The following is a 14,417-nucleotide window of genomic DNA, read 5'->3' as shown; positions in this document are numbered from 1 at the left end:
ATCAATCCGTATCATGCCGGCGATACCGCGGCCGCAACCGAATCCTCGTCCTCGTCCAGCCGGACGGAAACAAGCTTGGATACGCCGCCTTCCTCCATCGTCACCCCGTACAACCTGTCCGCTTCCTCCATCGTGCCTTTGCGGTGCGTCACGACGATAAACTGCGTCACCTCGGAAAATTCCCGCATGTATTGCGCATAGCGGGCCACGTTCGCCTCGTCGAGCGCGGCTTCGACCTCGTCAAGCACGCAGAACGGAACCGGCTTGACGTTCAAAATCGCAAACAGCAGCGCGATGGCGGTCAGCGCCCGCTCTCCGCCGGACAGCAGCTGCAGGTTTTGCAGTTTTTTGCCGGGCGGCTGGGCGACGATATCGATGCCCGTCTCGAGCGGGCGATCCGGTTCGTTCATGATCAGATCGGCGCGCCCGCCGCCGAACAGGCGGGAGAACACGACGACGAAGTGCTTGCGGATCTCCTCGAACGTCGACCGGAACCGCTTCGACATTTCCTCGTCCATTTCGCGGATGATGTCGTGAAGCTTCGTCTTCGCTTCGATCAGATCTTCCTTCTGTGCGGACAGGAACGAATAGCGCTCGCTGACGCGGCGGTATTCCTCGATGGCGCCCATATTCACGTCGCCGAGCGACGCAATGCGGCGCTTGAGGTCCCGGACTTCGCTTTGCGCCGCAGCGATGTCTTCGGGAACGGGATATTTCTGCTTCGCCCATTCGAAGCCGATTTCGTATTCCTCGCTCAGCTTCTTCAGCAGGTTTTCCAGCTCGACGTCCATCCGGTTCGCCGCGATCTCGGTCTGCCGGATCTGGTCCTCGACCTGTTTGAGCCGCGTGCGCTGCTCCTTGATCTCGTTTTCCTTCAGCTCAAGCTGACGGAGTCGCTCGGCGCGGTCGGACCGCTTGAACTCGATGCCTTCGGTAAACTCGCGCTTGGCGAGCCGAAGCTCGTTCAGCCGTTCGCGCTGCTTGACCTGCTCCTCCTCGGTGCGGGCCGTCTCTTCCGCGTTTTGCCGCAGCGCTTCGGCAAGCTGCTTCTTCTCCGCCTCAAGCCGCTGCCATTCGGCGCGGTGCCGCGCGAACTGCTCCTCGACCGCCTGGCGGTCCTGCTCCAGCCGGGCCGTCGCGACCTTGAGCTCCGTCACCGCCGTCTGCAGTTCTTCCTTCTCCGTCTGGCTGCGGCGGCGCAGCTCTTCGGCTTCGCGGATCTGCCCGGTCAGCTTCGCTTCCTCCGCCGTCAAGGCAGCCAGCCGGCCTTCGGCATCGCTGCGCGCGGCGTTTTGCTGGTCCGCTTCGGCTTTGAGCGTTACGTCCTCCTCCTCGAGCACGTTCAGCTGCTGGGCGAGCTGCTTCTCCTCATGCTCCAGTTGGCGGAGGTCGGCGCCGAGCTTCTGCTCGTTCATCCGCTCCCGCTCGCCCAGTTCGCGCAGCTGCTCGATGTTTTGCGCGACGATCGACAGCTCCTTTTTCAAATCGTCCACTTCGCTGCGCGCGTTCATGCGGTCGCTTTCCGCCTTGGCGATCTCAAGCTCCAGTTCCTCGAGCTGGCGCTGCCGTCCGAGCAGGCTCGACGATTTTTTCTGCAGGCTTCCCCCGGTCATCGAACCGCCGGGATTGACGACATCGCCGTCCAGCGTGACGATGCGGTAGCGGTATTGCAATTTGGCAGCGATCCGGTTCGCCTGCTCCAGCTTCTGCGCAATCAGCACGTTGCCGAGCAGGCTGCCCACAATATTCGCGTAGCGCGGCTCCGTCTTGACGAGTTCGGAAGCGACGCCGACAAATCCTTCCGTCTCCCGGGCGACGCTCCGGTCGCCTTCGCCGAGCTGGCGCGGACGAATGACGTCGAGCGGCAAAAACGTCGCCCGGCCGGATTGGCGCTGCTTCAAATAGGCGATCGCCGCCCGCGACGTCGCTTCGTTTTCCATGACGATGTTCTGCATCGCGCCGCCAAGCGCCGTTTCGATCGCCGTCTCCAGATGGGCCGGAACGCCGATCAGTTCGGCCACCGCCCCGTGCACGCCGTGCAGTTGGCCGCGTTTCGCCGCTTTGAGCACTTCGCGGACGCCGTGCTGAAAGCCGTCGTAATCGTTCTGCATCTCCTTAATCGTATCGCGGCGGGACACGAGCGCTTCGCGCCTTTGCTCGGCCCGGCGGAACGCCGCCTGCGCTTCCTCCAGCTTGCGCTGAAGCTCGGAGCTTCTGGCGCCTTCCGCAACGTACCGGTCCCGCGCCCGCACGACGGAAGCGGCGCTGTCGGCGAGCCGGGCTTCGAGTTCCTCCCGGCGGGCCGCAAGCTGCGCGAGTTGCTCGCCAAGCTTCGCCCGCTCTTCGGCCGTCCGCTGAAGCCGCCTGTCCAGCACCTCGCGTTGCTGCTCGTGGTAGCGGATGTCGTTGCGCGCCTGCGCCATCGCATTCATCGTCTCGAACAGCTCGGCTTTCAGCCGTTCCTCGGCTTCGGAATTTCCGTCCGCCAGCGCCAGCTTCGTCTCTTCGCGCTCAAGACGCTCCCGCAGCTGCGCAAGCTCCGCCTCAAGCTGATCGCGGCGCTGCGCCAAGGCGGCGCCCTCCGCTTCCGTCTCCGCAAGCCGCTGCTCGGCCTGCGCCAAATTGTGCTCAAGCGTCTCCCGGTTGCGCAGCAGGTTCGCATGGCGCTCTTTGAGCAGCTCGACGTAGCCTTCGCTTTTTTCCGTCTCTTCGCTTGTATGCAGCAGCTCGTCCTGCAGCTTTTCGAGCGTCTCTTCCAGCAGGTAGAGCGCCTGCCGGTCTTCCTCCAGCTTCGCGTCGTGAAGCGCCACTTCGGCGGACAGCGCCTGCTCTTCTTCCTTCAGCTTCGTCAGCCGCTCGTTCGTTTCCGACCAGCTTTTGTGCGTCGTTTCGATCTGGTGGACGTACAGGGCGATTTCCTTCGCCTTCAGCTCTTCTTTGAGCGCTTTGTACGTTTCGGCCTTTTCGGATTGCACGCGCAGCGGCTCCACCTGGCCCTCCAGCTCGACGACGAGGTCGTTGATCCGCAGCAGGTTGGCCTCCGTATCTTCCAGCTTCTTCTGCGCTTCCTTTTTGCGCGTTTTGTATTTGACGATTCCGGACGCTTCCTCAAAGATGCCGCGCCGGTCCTCCGAGCGGGTGCTCAAAATCTCCTCGATGCGGCCCTGCCCGATGATCGAGTACGCTTCTTTGCCGATCCCCGTGTCCATGAACAGTTCGGTAATATCCTTGAGGCGGCAAGGCTGCTTGTTGATCAAATATTCGCTTTCGCCGCTCCGGTGGACGCGCCGGGTTACCGTCACTTCCGAGAAGTCCAGCGGCAGCGCTTTGTCCGAATTGTCGAGCGTCAGCGACACTTCGGCGAAATTCACCGCTTTGCGGCTGTCGCTCCCGGCAAAAATAATGTCTTGCATGTTGCCGCCGCGCAGGCTTTTGGCGCTTTGCTCCCCGAGCACCCAGCGGATGCCGTCGGAAATGTTGCTCTTGCCGCTGCCGTTCGGTCCGACGACGGCCGTAATCCCGCGTCCGAATTCCAGTTCGAGGCGGTCCGCAAACGACTTGAAGCCGGCAAGCTCAATGCGTTTCAAAAACATAGGCCTTCAGATCACCTCCTGCGTTCCCCGGTTTTCAACCGCCCGGGAATGCCGCCGTCCTGCAGCAGACGCAGCGCTTTGGCGGCGGCTTTCTGCTCCGCTTCTTTTTTGGAGCGGCCCGCGCCTTCGCCCAAACGGCGGTCTCCCACAAACACGGCAACGACAAATTCGCGGTCGTGGGCGGGACCTCTCTCCTCGACGGTGCGGTAGTCGAGCTGACCCAAATTGATCTGCTGGATTTTTTCCTGCAGCTCCGTTTTGTGGTCCTTGAGGGATGAAGCGCTGTCCTTGGGCAGATGGACAAACAGGTGCTCTTCCAGGAACACCCGGGTCGCATCCAGCCCCTGATCCAAATAAAGCGCGCCGACAAACGCCTCGAACGCATCCGCCAAGAGCGACGGCCGCGTACGGCCGCCCGTTTGCTCCTCCCCTTTGCCGAGCAGCACGACCTGCCCGAAATCGAGCGCCTCGGCAAAACGGACAAGCGACGGTTCGCATACGATGCTTGCCCTGAGCCGGGTTAATTCGCCCTCAGGCCGATCCGGATACATCCGGTACAACTTCTCCGATACGGTAAGCTGCAGCACGGCGTCTCCGAGAAATTCCAACCGCTCGTTATGCTGAACGCGCGCTCCGCGTTGTTCGTTGACATACGACGTATGGGTAAACGCCTGGCGCAGCAACGCCGGATTGCGGAACCGCAGATTCAGCCTTTCTTGCAAACGACGAAAATTCTCGTCCATTCAGGGCACCTCCCGGACTGTATGGAATGAAACGGCCGCGCCCCGTCCTGCCGGGGGGCGCGCCCGTTCTGCGGAACGATCCGGAAAAGAAGAGACGAAATCCGATCCTTTCCGAACCGTTAAAAACGCAGGCGGCTCGCGCCGCCTGCGTCACACGTTCGCGCCGTTAGGCTTCATATTTCCGCATAATAATGGTTGCATTATGACCGCCAAAGCCGAAGGAATTGGACAGTCCGATCTCGATATCCGCTTTGCGCGCCACATTCGGCACGTAATCGAGATCGCACGCGGGATCCGGATGTTCGAGATTGATCGTCGGCGGAAGCATGCCGTCCCGCAGCGCGAGTCCGAGAATGACCGCTTCGACGCCGCCGGCCGCGCCAAGCATATGGCCGGTCATCGACTTGGTGGAGCTGACCGCAAGCTTGTAGGCATGGTCTCCGAACGTCGTCTTGATCGCCGTCGTTTCGGATTTGTCTCCGACAGGCGTGGACGTGCCGTGCGCGTTAATATAGCCGACCGCTTCCGGAGCGATGCCCGCATCCTTGAGCGCGCGCGCCATGCAGCGCGCCGCGCCGTCCGGGTCCGGATCGGTGATGTGGTAAGCGTCGCCGCTCATTCCGTAACCGATGACTTCCGCATATATACGGGCGCCGCGGCGCTTCGCATGCTCGAGCGATTCGAGAACGAGGACCCCCGCGCCTTCGCCCATCACGAACCCGTCGCGCTCCGCATCGAACGGCCGGCTGGCCTTCTCCGGCTCGTCGTTGCGGGTGCTCATCGCCCGCATGTTGGAGAAGCCCGCCATCGCGATCGGACGGATGGTCGCTTCGGCTCCGCCGCAAATCATCACGTCGGCGTCCCCCCGCTGGATCATCTTGAACGAGTCGCCGATCGAATGGGTGCCGGTCGCGCAAGCCGTTACGGCCGTCGTGTTCGGACCTTTGGCGCCGGTCGCGATCGACACCTGGCCGCTGGCCATGTTGGCGATCATCATCGGGATAAAAAACGGGCTGACGCGCCGCGGGCCCTTTTCCATCAGAATCGTATGCTGGTCTTCCCAAGTCGCAAGTCCGCCGATACCGGATCCGATGCTGACGCCGACCCGGTCGGCTTCCGCATTCTCGCCGATCCGCAAGTCCGCGTCCTTGATCGCGTACAGACTGGCTGCCATCGCGAATTGCACGAAGCGGTCCATTCTCCGAGCGTCTTTCTTGTCGATACCGTGATCCTCCGGGTTAAAATTCTTGACTTCAGCCGCGATTTTCGTCGGATAGTCGGCCGTATCGAACGCCTCGATCAGGCTGACTCCGGATTTCCCGGCCAGAAGGTTGTTCCAAAACGTATTTAAATCGGCGCCGAGGGAAGTCAGCACTCCCATCCCGGTCACAACGACACGTTGTTTCAAAAGAAGTTCACCTCTTCAGGTACCTGAATTGCCAAAAAGACGCTTGGATGTGGAGAAGTCCCGTTCCACGAACGGGACTTTTAGGCAGATCATTACGAATGAGATTTTATGTAATTCACGACTTCTCCCACCGTTGTGATCTTTTCTGCATCCTCATCGGAGATCTCCAAGTCGAATTCATCCTCGAGCTCCATCACGAGTTCAACCACGTCGAGAGAATCAGCGCCCAAATCGTCTTTGAAGGATGCGTCGTCGGTCACTTCCGCCTCGTCTACGCCCAGGCGTTCGACCACGATGCGTTTCACACGTTCCTGTATATCGGACATCCGGTTCACCTCCCTTTAAGGTATTATACGTGAATCGTCAACAAAAAGCCATAGCGCAACCGGTTGAGCGGCCCGCCTTCCGGACGGGCGCCCTTACATGTACATGCCGCCGTCGATATGGATCGTCTGGCCGGTCATGTACGAGGCGGCGTCCGACGCCAGATAGACGACCGCGTGCGCGACGTCCTCCGGCTTGCCCATGCGGCCGAGCGGCACCTGATTCAGAATGCCTTCGCGCACGTCCTGCGGCAGCTTGTCGGTCATGTCCGTCTCGATATAGCCGGGCGCGACCGCGTTGACGGTAATGCCGCGGGAAGCCAGTTCCCGTGCCGCGGACTTGGTCAGGCCGATGACGCCCGCCTTGGCGGCCACATAGTTCGCCTGCCCGGCATTGCCGAGCACGCCGACGACGGAGGAGATGTTGATGATCCGTCCCGAGCGCTGCTTCATCATGGGGCGGGTAACCGCCTTGATGCCGTTAAAAACGCCCTTGAGGTTCGTCTCGATGACGGCATCGAAATCTTCTTCCTTCATGCGCATGATTAGGTTGTCTCGGGTAATCCCCGCATTATTCACCAGTATATCCAATTTCCCGAACGTTTCCAGCGTCTTCTGGACCAAATCCTCGAATTCCGCCGCTTTGCCGACGTCGGCCTTGATCATGACCGCCTTGCGGCCGAGCGCTTCAATGGCCTGCACCGTCTCCCTGGCGGCGGCTTCGCTGCCGGAGTAATTGACGGCCACGTCCGCGCCCGCCTCCGCCAGCGCGACGGCAATCGCGCGGCCGATGCCGCGGGAAGCGCCGGTAACCAGCGCCGCCTTTCCCGTTAAATCCCATTTCGCCATGCCGTTTCGGCCTCCTTTCCAGTGTTCCGCAAGCTTCGGATCAGCCTGCTTCCGCTTCGCTTACGGCATCCGCGCTGTTGACGGACACGACCTTGACGGTCTTGTCGATCTTTTTGATCAGGCCCGCAAGCACCGTGCCCGAGCCGATTTCGACAAACGTGTCGACGCCCTCGCCGATCAAGTAACGGACGCTGTCTTCCCACAAGACGGGCGAAACGACCTGCCGGACGAGCAGGCGGCGAAACTCTTCGCCCGACGCGACGGGACGCGCCGTTACGTTCGCGATAACCGGCACGGCGGCGTCGCGGAATTCGGCGGCCGCCAGTTCCTTCTCCAGCTTGTCGGCGGCGGGCTGCATGAGCGACGAGTGGAACGGCCCGCTCACTTCGAGCGGCACGACCCGCTTCGCGCCGGCCTCTTTGCCCCGCTCCGCGACGGCCGCCACGCCGGCGGCCGTTCCGGATACGACGATCTGCCCGGGGCAGTTCACGTTGGCAAGCTCGACGCGTCCGACCGTAGCCGAGATGTCGCGGCAGAGCGCATCCAGAGCGTCGCGGTCCGCCCCCAGCGTCGCGGCCATCGCGCCTTGTCCGCCGGGCACGGCCTGCTCCATGAACAGCCCGCGCGCCCGCACGAGCCGAACCGCGTCGTCGAAAGACAACACCCCGGCCGCGACCAGCGCGCTGTATTCGCCGAGGCTGTGCCCGGCGACATAGTCGGGCTTGACGCCGCGCGCCTTGAACGCCTCCAGCAGCGCGACGCTGGTTGTCAAAAGCGCCGGCTGCGTGTTGGCCGTCAATTTCAGCTCCTCTTCCGGCCCCTCGAACGCAAGCTTGGACACCGAAAAGCCCAGCACTTCATCCGCGCGGTCAAAAACGGCGCGCGACGCTTCGAACCGCTCGTACGCGTCCCGCCCCATGCCTACGGCCTGCGCCCCTTGGCCGGGAAATACAAACGCAATTTTGCCCATCGTGACGATTCCTCCTGTTAGATGCCGGGTCTATTGCCGGGAATGAAGCTTACCAGACGAGCACCGATGCGCCCCACGTAAGCCCGCCTCCGAAGCCGACCAGCACGAGGCGGTCGCCTTCGCGGACGCGGCCTTCCTCCACCGCTTCGGCCAGGGCCACCGGGATCGAGGCCGCCGACATGTTGCCGTAGCGGTCGACGTTGATCAGGCATTTGTCCTCCGGCAAATTCAGGCGTTCGAGCGCGGACTGGATGATGCGGATATTCGCCTGGTGCGGGACGAGCAGATCGATGTCTTCCTTGCCCAGGCCCGCCTTCCGCAGCGCCTCTTCCGCCGCGTTGCCCATTACGCGCACCGCGAACTTGAACACTTCGCGGCCGTTCATATAGATATAATGATTCCGTTCCGCGATCGTCTTCTCGGACGCCGGCAGGCGCGAGCCGCCGCCGCGGATGTTGAGCAGCTCGCCGCCGCTGCCGTCGGCGCCCAGCTCGAACGACCGGAAGCCCCGGCCTTCCGGAACCCGGCCCAGCACGGCCGCTCCCGCGCCGTCGCCGAACAGGATGCACGTGTTGCGGTCGGTATAATCCGTAATCCGCGACAGGCAATCCGCTCCGACCACCAGCGCATATTGGTAAGCCCCGGTCGCGATGAAACCGGCCGCGTTGGCCAGGCCGTAAATAAATCCCGAGCAGGCGGCGGACAGGTCGAAAGCGGCCGCTTTTTTCGCGCCCAGCTTTTCCTGCAGGATGCACGCCGTGGACGGAAAAAACATGTCCGGCGTAATGGTCGCCACGATGATCAGATCGAGCTGATCGGCGGAAATGCCCGCGGCGGCCAGCGCCTTAAGCGAAGCTTCGTACGCGAGATCGGACGTCGCCTGCTCCGGGGCGGCGATCCGGCGCTCGCGAATGCCCGTGCGGCTTACGATCCATTCGTCGCTCGTCTCGACCATGGTCTCGAGCTCTTGATTCGTCAGACGGCGTTCCGGGGCGTACATGCCGGTGCCCAGAATGCCAACGGGAAATCCATTCATTTTGTAATCTCTCACTTTCTGCCGAATTCTCCCGCCAATGCAGGAATAAGTCCGTTGCGAATGGCCGTGCGGGTTTGGCGGATCGCATGCTTCATCGCCACGGCGTCGGAGGAACCGTGGCTTTTGACGATCAGGCCGTTTACGCCGAGCAACGGCGCTCCGTTGTGTTCTTTGTAATCCATCATCTTTTTCATTTTGCGGAAATTCGGCATCAGCATCCAAGCGGCCAGCTTCGACTTGATCGACGAGGACAGCTCCTGCTTGAGCACCTCGAACACCGTCTCGCCGACGCCTTCCATCGCTTTGAGCAAAATATTGCCCGAAAAGCCGTCGCAAACGAGCACGTCGCAGTTGCGCGCCAGCACGTCGCGCGATTCGACGTTGCCGATAAAATGGATCGGCGCAGCGCTAAGCAGCTCGAAGGCCGCTTTGGTTAATTCGTTGCCCTTGCCCGGCTCGGTGCCGACATTGAGCAGCCCGACCCGAGGTTTCGGCATGCCGTGCACCTTCTGCCGGTACAGGCTTCCCATCAGCGCGTACTGCAGCAAGTGCTCCGGCTTCGCATCCATATTGGCGCCCAAATCGAGCGCGAGCACGCCCGTCTTGTCCACCGTCGGCAGCATGGGCGCAAGTCCCGGACGCTCGATGCCGTTCATCCGGCCGAGCACGAGCAGTCCGACCGCCATCAGCGCGCCGGTGTTGCCGGAAGAGATCATCGCGTCCGCGGCGCCTTCCTTGAGCATTTTGCCGGCTACGACCATCGAGGAGTCAGGCTTGCGGCGAACCGCGCGCACGGGCTCGTCTTCTCCGCCGATCACCTCGGTCGCCGGGGCGACGGAAACGTTGGCCGGCTTGCGTCCGGCAAGCAGCGGCTCGATCGCATCGGCCCTTCCGACGAGAATCAGTTCCGTATCCGGCCATTCGGCCGCTGCGGCCAGCGCCCCTTCCACTTGGGCATGAGGCGAGTGGTCGCCGCCCATCGCGTCAACGGCGATCCTCATGAGCGCCTCCTCCTTCGCGTTCCGGCGCACCCGCAGAACGATAGATAACAAAATTCCCCTGGAATACCATTTCTTCACCTACGTACGTGAATACTTCCACCTTGCCTTTGCCTTTCGAATTGCCGCTCGAACGCACATAGGCTTTGGCAATGCATTTTTCTCCGAGCCGCACCGGCCGGATGAAGCGGATGTCCGCCGAAGCGGTCAAAGCGATTTCATCGTTGATCACGGCCACCGCCAGCGAATTGGCCTGCGCGAAAACATGATGTCCCCGGGCGATGCCGCTGCGGGAGAACACATGCTCCTCCCGGATTTCAAAGATGGAGATGCCGCTCTTGTCGAGCTGCAAATCCACGATGTCGCCGATCACTTCATGCAGTGGCAGCGAACGAACCGGGTCGTAGGATCGTTCCGCCATCATTTTCAGCCTTTCCCGAAGTTCGGGAATGTTCAATTCCATCCGGTCTAGCCGGATCGTCTGAATGCTCACTTTGAGCAGTCGGGTCAGCTCCCGGTCGGTAAGGAACGGATTCTCCTCCAGCAGTCGGCTGAGCTGCTGTTGGCGCTGACGTTTCGGAAGTCGTTCCATGACCGCCACCGCCTTATAAGTTCATACTGATACCTGGTACTAAGCAGAGTATAAAGAAAAACGCGCCGGGAAGCAATGACCCCTGAGCGCGTTACTTCGATTATTGCTTGATGACTTCGCGAGCTTTGTACGTGCCGCACACCTTGCAGACGCGGTGCGAAAGCTTCAGCTCGCCGCATTGTTCGCATCTTACCATGCCCGGGACAACCAGCTTGAAGTGCGTACGACGCTTGTTCTTGCGGGATTTCGATGTTTTACCAAAAGGGACTGCCATGTTCCCACCTCCTTATCCGAGTCGAGCGCGCAACTGCCTATGTCGGCGTTCATCTTCATGTCAAAAAGTCAGTTCGGCCGGGCATCGTACCAATCCTTCAGCGCCATAAGCCGGGGATCGATTTTCTCCCTGTTGCACCCGCATTCGCCGCGGTTCAAATTCTGCCCGCATTCCGGACACAATCCCTTGCAGTCCTCGCGGCACAGCAGGGCGTACGGTAAATGCAGGAGCAGTTCTTCCTCCACATACGGACGAAGGTCCAAGCGTTCGCCGTGAATAGGCACGAAATCTTCGTCGTCCTGCTCTCCGCGTTCGGCCACTTCTTTTGGAACGATCTTGAATGTTTCCTGAAACGAAACCTGACAGTCGTATTCGATCGGTTCGAGGCAACGAGAACAAGCGAGCTGCAGCTTGCAGGCGAGATGGCCCGATACGTCGATCACACCGTCGGCGTATTCGGCGACAAGCTCCGCAGAGAGGGGCCCCAGCGGCTTGACGTCGCGCACCTCTTTGACCGCTTCTGTCGCATCGAAGGACTCGCTCAGCCTCACAGTCTCCCCGCGGGCCGCGAGTTCTTGCACGTTCAGCAACATTCACCATCACTCCAAACAAACAAAATTTATTATATCGGTGCCGTAAAGGTTTTGTCAACATTTAGTGCCTGTGCGCCCCGTCGTGATATGATGGAGAAAAACGGGCCGAAAATTCCCGAACAACCTGTTTTAACCGGCGAAAGGAGCGCAATTCGTGAGGACGGTCGGCATCGTCGTCGAATATAATCCGTTGCATAACGGTCATCTCTATCATATACAACAATCGCGAAAAATAACGGGCGCGGACGCGGTCGTCGCCGTCATGAGCGGACATTTTCTGCAGCGCGGCGAGCCTGCGCTCGCCGACAAATGGGCGCGGACCGAAATGGCGCTCCGCGCCGGCTGCGATCTCGTGCTGGAGCTGCCTGTCGCGTACAGCGCCCAGCCGGCGCAGTGGTTCGCTTACGGCGCCGTCGCCGTTCTGGAGGCGACCGGCGTAGTGGACGCCTTGTGCTTCGGCAGCGAGAGCGGCGAGCTCGCGCCGCTGTTGCGGATCGCCCGGCTGCTGGCGGAGGAGCCGCAAGCGTTGAGCGGCCGCCTGAGCGGGCTGCTGAAAGCGGGATTGCCCTATCCGTCCGCCTACAGCGAGGCGGTCCGTTCGTACCTGAGCGACGCGGGACTGGCCGTCGATGCCGGGTTTCGGCTGGACCAGCCGAACCATACGCTCGGCCTGCACTACCTGCTCGCGCTGCTGCGTCTCGGCAGTTCGATCGAGCCTTTTTCGATCCGCCGCGAAAAATCCGGCTACAATCAGACGACGATTACCGACCGCCGGATCGCCAGCGCCACCGCCCTGCGCAAACTGCTGTCGGAACGGGCCGAGGTTGCGGCGCTTGCGCCGTACGTACCCGCAAGCACGCTGGAGATTTTGGCCAGGGAGGCGGCGGCGGGCAGAGCCCCCGTTACCTGGGAATCGTTCGCGCGCCCGCTGCTGCATCGTCTGCTGCAATCGCGAGAAGCGGATCTGGCCGCGTTCGCCGAGGTGACGGAGGGACTGGAATTCCGCATCCGGCAAAGCCTGAGGACGCTGCCGGAATACAGCGTCGAAGCGCTGCTGGCGGCGCTCAAGACGAAGCGGTACACGCGCACGAAGCTGCAGCGGATGCTGCTGCGCATCCTGCTCGGCCACCGCAAGGACGAGCTGGCGCCGGAGCGGCTGGCCTCCGGCATCGAATACATCCGGGTCCTCGGATTCGGCGAGAAGGGCCGCGAGCTCTTGCGCCGGATGAAGAAGACGGCGGCCGTGCCGGTCATCCAAAGCGCCGCCGAAGGCGACTGGCCCTATCTGCGCCTGGATGCCGAGGCGACCGCCCTGTACTCGCTCGCCTTCGATGCTCCCGCTCCCGCCGACGCCTGGCGCGACTACACGCGGCCTCCCGTTCGCGTTTAGAACCGCCGCATCCTGCATCCCGCGGCCGCTAAGGGCCGGTTCCGGCTCCGCTTCCGGTTAACCGGCCCCGCCATGGAGAAGCAGGAACGCCCTCTCCGGTCATCGCATCCCCTTTCCGCCCCGCGTTCCCCTCCCCTTCGATCTTGAACCCGCTTCGTTGCACACCCTCCCGCATGCTGGTCTACCGTCCCGGGCTGCCGCGTACATTGTAATGTAAACCGCTTGTCCTCGCCCAAGCGGCTTGGCGCGCAACCGTGCGATTCCGCTCGTCGCATGCGGCCGCCGGCGGGGAGTTGCGGTTTCCGGGGAGGTGGCGTCATGAGCGGGAAAGAATCGGGCCCGGCAAGCGGCCCGACGAATGCCAAAAACCAAAATTCCGTTCTCGTATCCGTTCTGCTCGGCGCATGCGCGCTGCTGCTGGTCGTCAGCATCGTACGCTCGCCCGGCGAAGCGTTCCGCGCTTCGCTCGGCGGGTTTGAAGTTTGGTGGCAAACCGTGTTTCCCGGACTGCTGCCCCCGCTTATCCTGACCGAATTGCTGGCGGCATCCGGCCTGTTGCACGGGATCGCCGTTCTCGGCGAGCCGATCGCCCGCAAGCTGTTCCGGCTGCCCGGAGCGGCCGGATGGGCGCTGGCCTTCGGCTGGGCGGCCGGAGTCCCCGTCGGCGCTCGGGAGGCTGTGCGGCTAAAGGAAAAAGGTCTTGTGCGCGACCAGGATATGGACACGCTGCTGCTGGTCGCGCACTTGCCGAGCCCGTTTCTGGTCGTGCTTGTGGTCGGCAGCGGATTTCTGCAGTCTCCGCTGTACGGATGGGCCATTGCCGCCGGGTTATGGCTGTCGGCGTTAGTCGCGGGCTGGCTGTGGTCGAGGCTGACGAAATCCGCCTCGCCCGCAGTGCCTCCGCATCCGGCGGGCCCTGCGGCCGCGACGCTGCGCCGGGCTTATCGCGCCGTTCGCGAAGCCCGCGCCGAAGACGGGCGGCCGTTCGGCCAGCAGATCGCCGAAGCGGTGACCCGCGCCGTGTCGATGCTGATGGCCGTCGGCGGCCTGATCATGCTCAGCTCCGTCCTGCTGCGCATGCTTCAATTGGCTATCCCCGGAGCGGACGCCTGGGTTGCCGTTCCCGGGGCGTACGAAATGCACCTCGGCGCCTATGAAACGAGCCGTTCCGCCCTGTTCGAGGCCGATCCCGCCCGCGCCGCCGCCCTGCTTGCCGCAGCGCTTGCCTGGACGGGCGTGTGCGGCCTGCTGCAAGCGCGCGCCGTTTTCGGGACGCGCATTCCGTTCCCCTGGCTGCGCTTTATCGCCGCGCGCCTGTTTCACGCCGCGCTGGCGCTCGCCTTCGCCTACCCGCTTGCGCTCGCCGTCCAACAGGACTGGCTCAAGCGTTTCGTTCCCGCCTGGGCCGCCGAGCCGGCCTCCATCGCGGGCGAAGCCGTCTTCGCGCTGCCGGGCGGCTGGAAGCTGTCGGCCGCGACGCTGGCCACCGCCGCCGCGTCCATCGGCGTTTTTCTGCTGCTGGCGCTGCTCGCCGCGATCATCCGTCCGTCCAAGGGCAAGCCGAAGGATCCGCCCGGTTCGTGAGCCAATCGCTTGCCCGAACCGCGCGATGATCGTTCGCGCTATCGGAAAAGAAGTCGCCCTCCGT

General features: G+C 62.5%; 13 protein-coding genes. 2 read left to right on the top strand and 11 right to left on the bottom strand.

Annotation, left to right across the window (positions count from 1 at the left end; all coding sequences use genetic code 11):
- Nucleotides 1-11 precede the first annotated feature (11 nt).
- The 11 genes from smc to F560_RS0100325 form a co-directional block, all read right to left on the bottom strand.
- Entirely contained in the window at nucleotides 12-3,593 is a 3,582-nt protein-coding gene (smc, locus tag F560_RS0100375) for a chromosome segregation protein SMC (RefSeq protein ID WP_019003704.1), read from the bottom strand.
- An 11-nt stretch (nucleotides 3,594-3,604) separates the two neighbouring features.
- Nucleotides 3,605-4,336 (bottom strand): ribonuclease III, encoded by a 732-nt coding sequence (gene rnc / locus F560_RS0100370; RefSeq protein WP_019003703.1) that lies wholly within the window; start codon nucleotides 4,334-4,336, stop codon nucleotides 3,605-3,607.
- Between the two features lie 166 nt (nucleotides 4,337-4,502).
- Entirely contained in the window at nucleotides 4,503-5,744 is a 1,242-nt protein-coding gene (fabF, locus tag F560_RS0100365) for a beta-ketoacyl-ACP synthase II (protein WP_019003702.1), read from the bottom strand.
- A 92-nt stretch (nucleotides 5,745-5,836) separates the two neighbouring features.
- Entirely contained in the window at nucleotides 5,837-6,070 is a 234-nt protein-coding gene (gene acpP, locus F560_RS0100360) for an acyl carrier protein (protein WP_019003701.1), read from the bottom strand.
- 93 nt (nucleotides 6,071-6,163) lie between these two features.
- Entirely contained in the window at nucleotides 6,164-6,916 is a 753-nt protein-coding gene (gene fabG / locus F560_RS0100355; protein WP_019003700.1) for a 3-oxoacyl-[acyl-carrier-protein] reductase, read from the bottom strand.
- A 40-nt stretch (nucleotides 6,917-6,956) separates the two neighbouring features.
- Nucleotides 6,957-7,886, bottom strand: a complete 930-nt coding sequence (gene fabD / locus F560_RS0100350) for an ACP S-malonyltransferase (protein WP_019003699.1) — start codon at nucleotides 7,884-7,886, stop codon at nucleotides 6,957-6,959.
- Nucleotides 7,887-7,935: 49 nt separating this feature from the next.
- Nucleotides 7,936-8,922, bottom strand: coding sequence for a beta-ketoacyl-ACP synthase III (locus F560_RS0100345; RefSeq protein WP_026298012.1), 987 nt, complete (start codon nucleotides 8,920-8,922; stop codon nucleotides 7,936-7,938).
- Between the two features lie 11 nt (nucleotides 8,923-8,933).
- Complete coding sequence (gene plsX, locus F560_RS0100340; protein ID WP_019003697.1) at nucleotides 8,934-9,923, bottom strand: phosphate acyltransferase PlsX; 990 nt, start codon at nucleotides 9,921-9,923, stop codon at nucleotides 8,934-8,936.
- Nucleotides 9,907-10,512, bottom strand: a complete 606-nt coding sequence (gene fapR, locus F560_RS0100335) for a transcription factor FapR (protein ID WP_019003696.1) — start codon at nucleotides 10,510-10,512, stop codon at nucleotides 9,907-9,909. Before fapR ends, plsX begins: the two co-directional genes overlap by 17 nt.
- A gap of 100 nt (nucleotides 10,513-10,612) precedes the next feature.
- Nucleotides 10,613-10,786, bottom strand: a complete 174-nt coding sequence (gene rpmF / locus F560_RS0100330) for a 50S ribosomal protein L32 (protein WP_019003695.1) — start codon at nucleotides 10,784-10,786, stop codon at nucleotides 10,613-10,615.
- A gap of 68 nt (nucleotides 10,787-10,854) precedes the next feature.
- Entirely contained in the window at nucleotides 10,855-11,379 is a 525-nt protein-coding gene (locus tag F560_RS0100325) for a YceD family protein (RefSeq protein WP_019003694.1), read from the bottom strand.
- A gap of 154 nt (nucleotides 11,380-11,533) precedes the next feature.
- Between F560_RS0100325 and F560_RS0100320 the strand changes: the two genes are divergently transcribed.
- Nucleotides 11,534-12,769 (top strand): nucleotidyltransferase, encoded by a 1,236-nt coding sequence (locus F560_RS0100320; RefSeq protein WP_019003693.1) that lies wholly within the window; start codon nucleotides 11,534-11,536, stop codon nucleotides 12,767-12,769.
- Between the two features lie 318 nt (nucleotides 12,770-13,087).
- The gene (locus F560_RS24390; RefSeq protein WP_019003692.1) at nucleotides 13,088-14,353 is read left to right on the top strand and encodes a hypothetical protein; all 1,266 of its coding nucleotides are present in this window, start codon (nucleotides 13,088-13,090) and stop codon (nucleotides 14,351-14,353) included.
- Nucleotides 14,354-14,417 lie beyond the last annotated feature (64 nt).

It is taken from the genome of Cohnella laeviribosi DSM 21336 (assembly GCF_000378425.1).
Taxonomy (GTDB): domain Bacteria; phylum Bacillota; class Bacilli; order Paenibacillales; family Paenibacillaceae; genus Cohnella; species Cohnella laeviribosi.
This window is presented reverse-complemented; position numbering and strand designations above follow the sequence as displayed.

Excerpts from the sequence above, each read along its gene's own strand:
- F560_RS24390 (WP_019003692.1), top strand. The coding sequence starts at position 13,088 with ATGAGCGGGAAAGAATCGGGCCCGGCAAGCGGCCCGACGAATGCCAAA.
- F560_RS0100345 (WP_026298012.1), bottom strand. The coding sequence starts at position 8,922 with ATGAATGGATTTCCCGTTGGCATTCTGGGCACCGGCATGTACGCCCCG.
- rpmF (WP_019003695.1), bottom strand. The coding sequence starts at position 10,786 with ATGGCAGTCCCTTTTGGTAAAACATCGAAATCCCGCAAGAACAAGCGT.
- fabD (WP_019003699.1), bottom strand. The coding sequence starts at position 7,886 with ATGGGCAAAATTGCGTTTGTATTTCCCGGCCAAGGGGCGCAGGCCGTA.
- plsX (WP_019003697.1), bottom strand. The coding sequence starts at position 9,923 with ATGAGGATCGCCGTTGACGCGATGGGCGGCGACCACTCGCCTCATGCC.
- acpP (WP_019003701.1), bottom strand. The coding sequence starts at position 6,070 with ATGTCCGATATACAGGAACGTGTGAAACGCATCGTGGTCGAACGCCTG.
- rnc (WP_019003703.1), bottom strand. The coding sequence starts at position 4,336 with ATGGACGAGAATTTTCGTCGTTTGCAAGAAAGGCTGAATCTGCGGTTC.
- fabG (WP_019003700.1), bottom strand. The coding sequence starts at position 6,916 with ATGGCGAAATGGGATTTAACGGGAAAGGCGGCGCTGGTTACCGGCGCT.
- smc (WP_019003704.1), bottom strand. The coding sequence starts at position 3,593 with ATGTTTTTGAAACGCATTGAGCTTGCCGGCTTCAAGTCGTTTGCGGAC.
- F560_RS0100325 (WP_019003694.1), bottom strand. The coding sequence starts at position 11,379 with ATGTTGCTGAACGTGCAAGAACTCGCGGCCCGCGGGGAGACTGTGAGG.
- fapR (WP_019003696.1), bottom strand. The coding sequence starts at position 10,512 with ATGGAACGACTTCCGAAACGTCAGCGCCAACAGCAGCTCAGCCGACTG.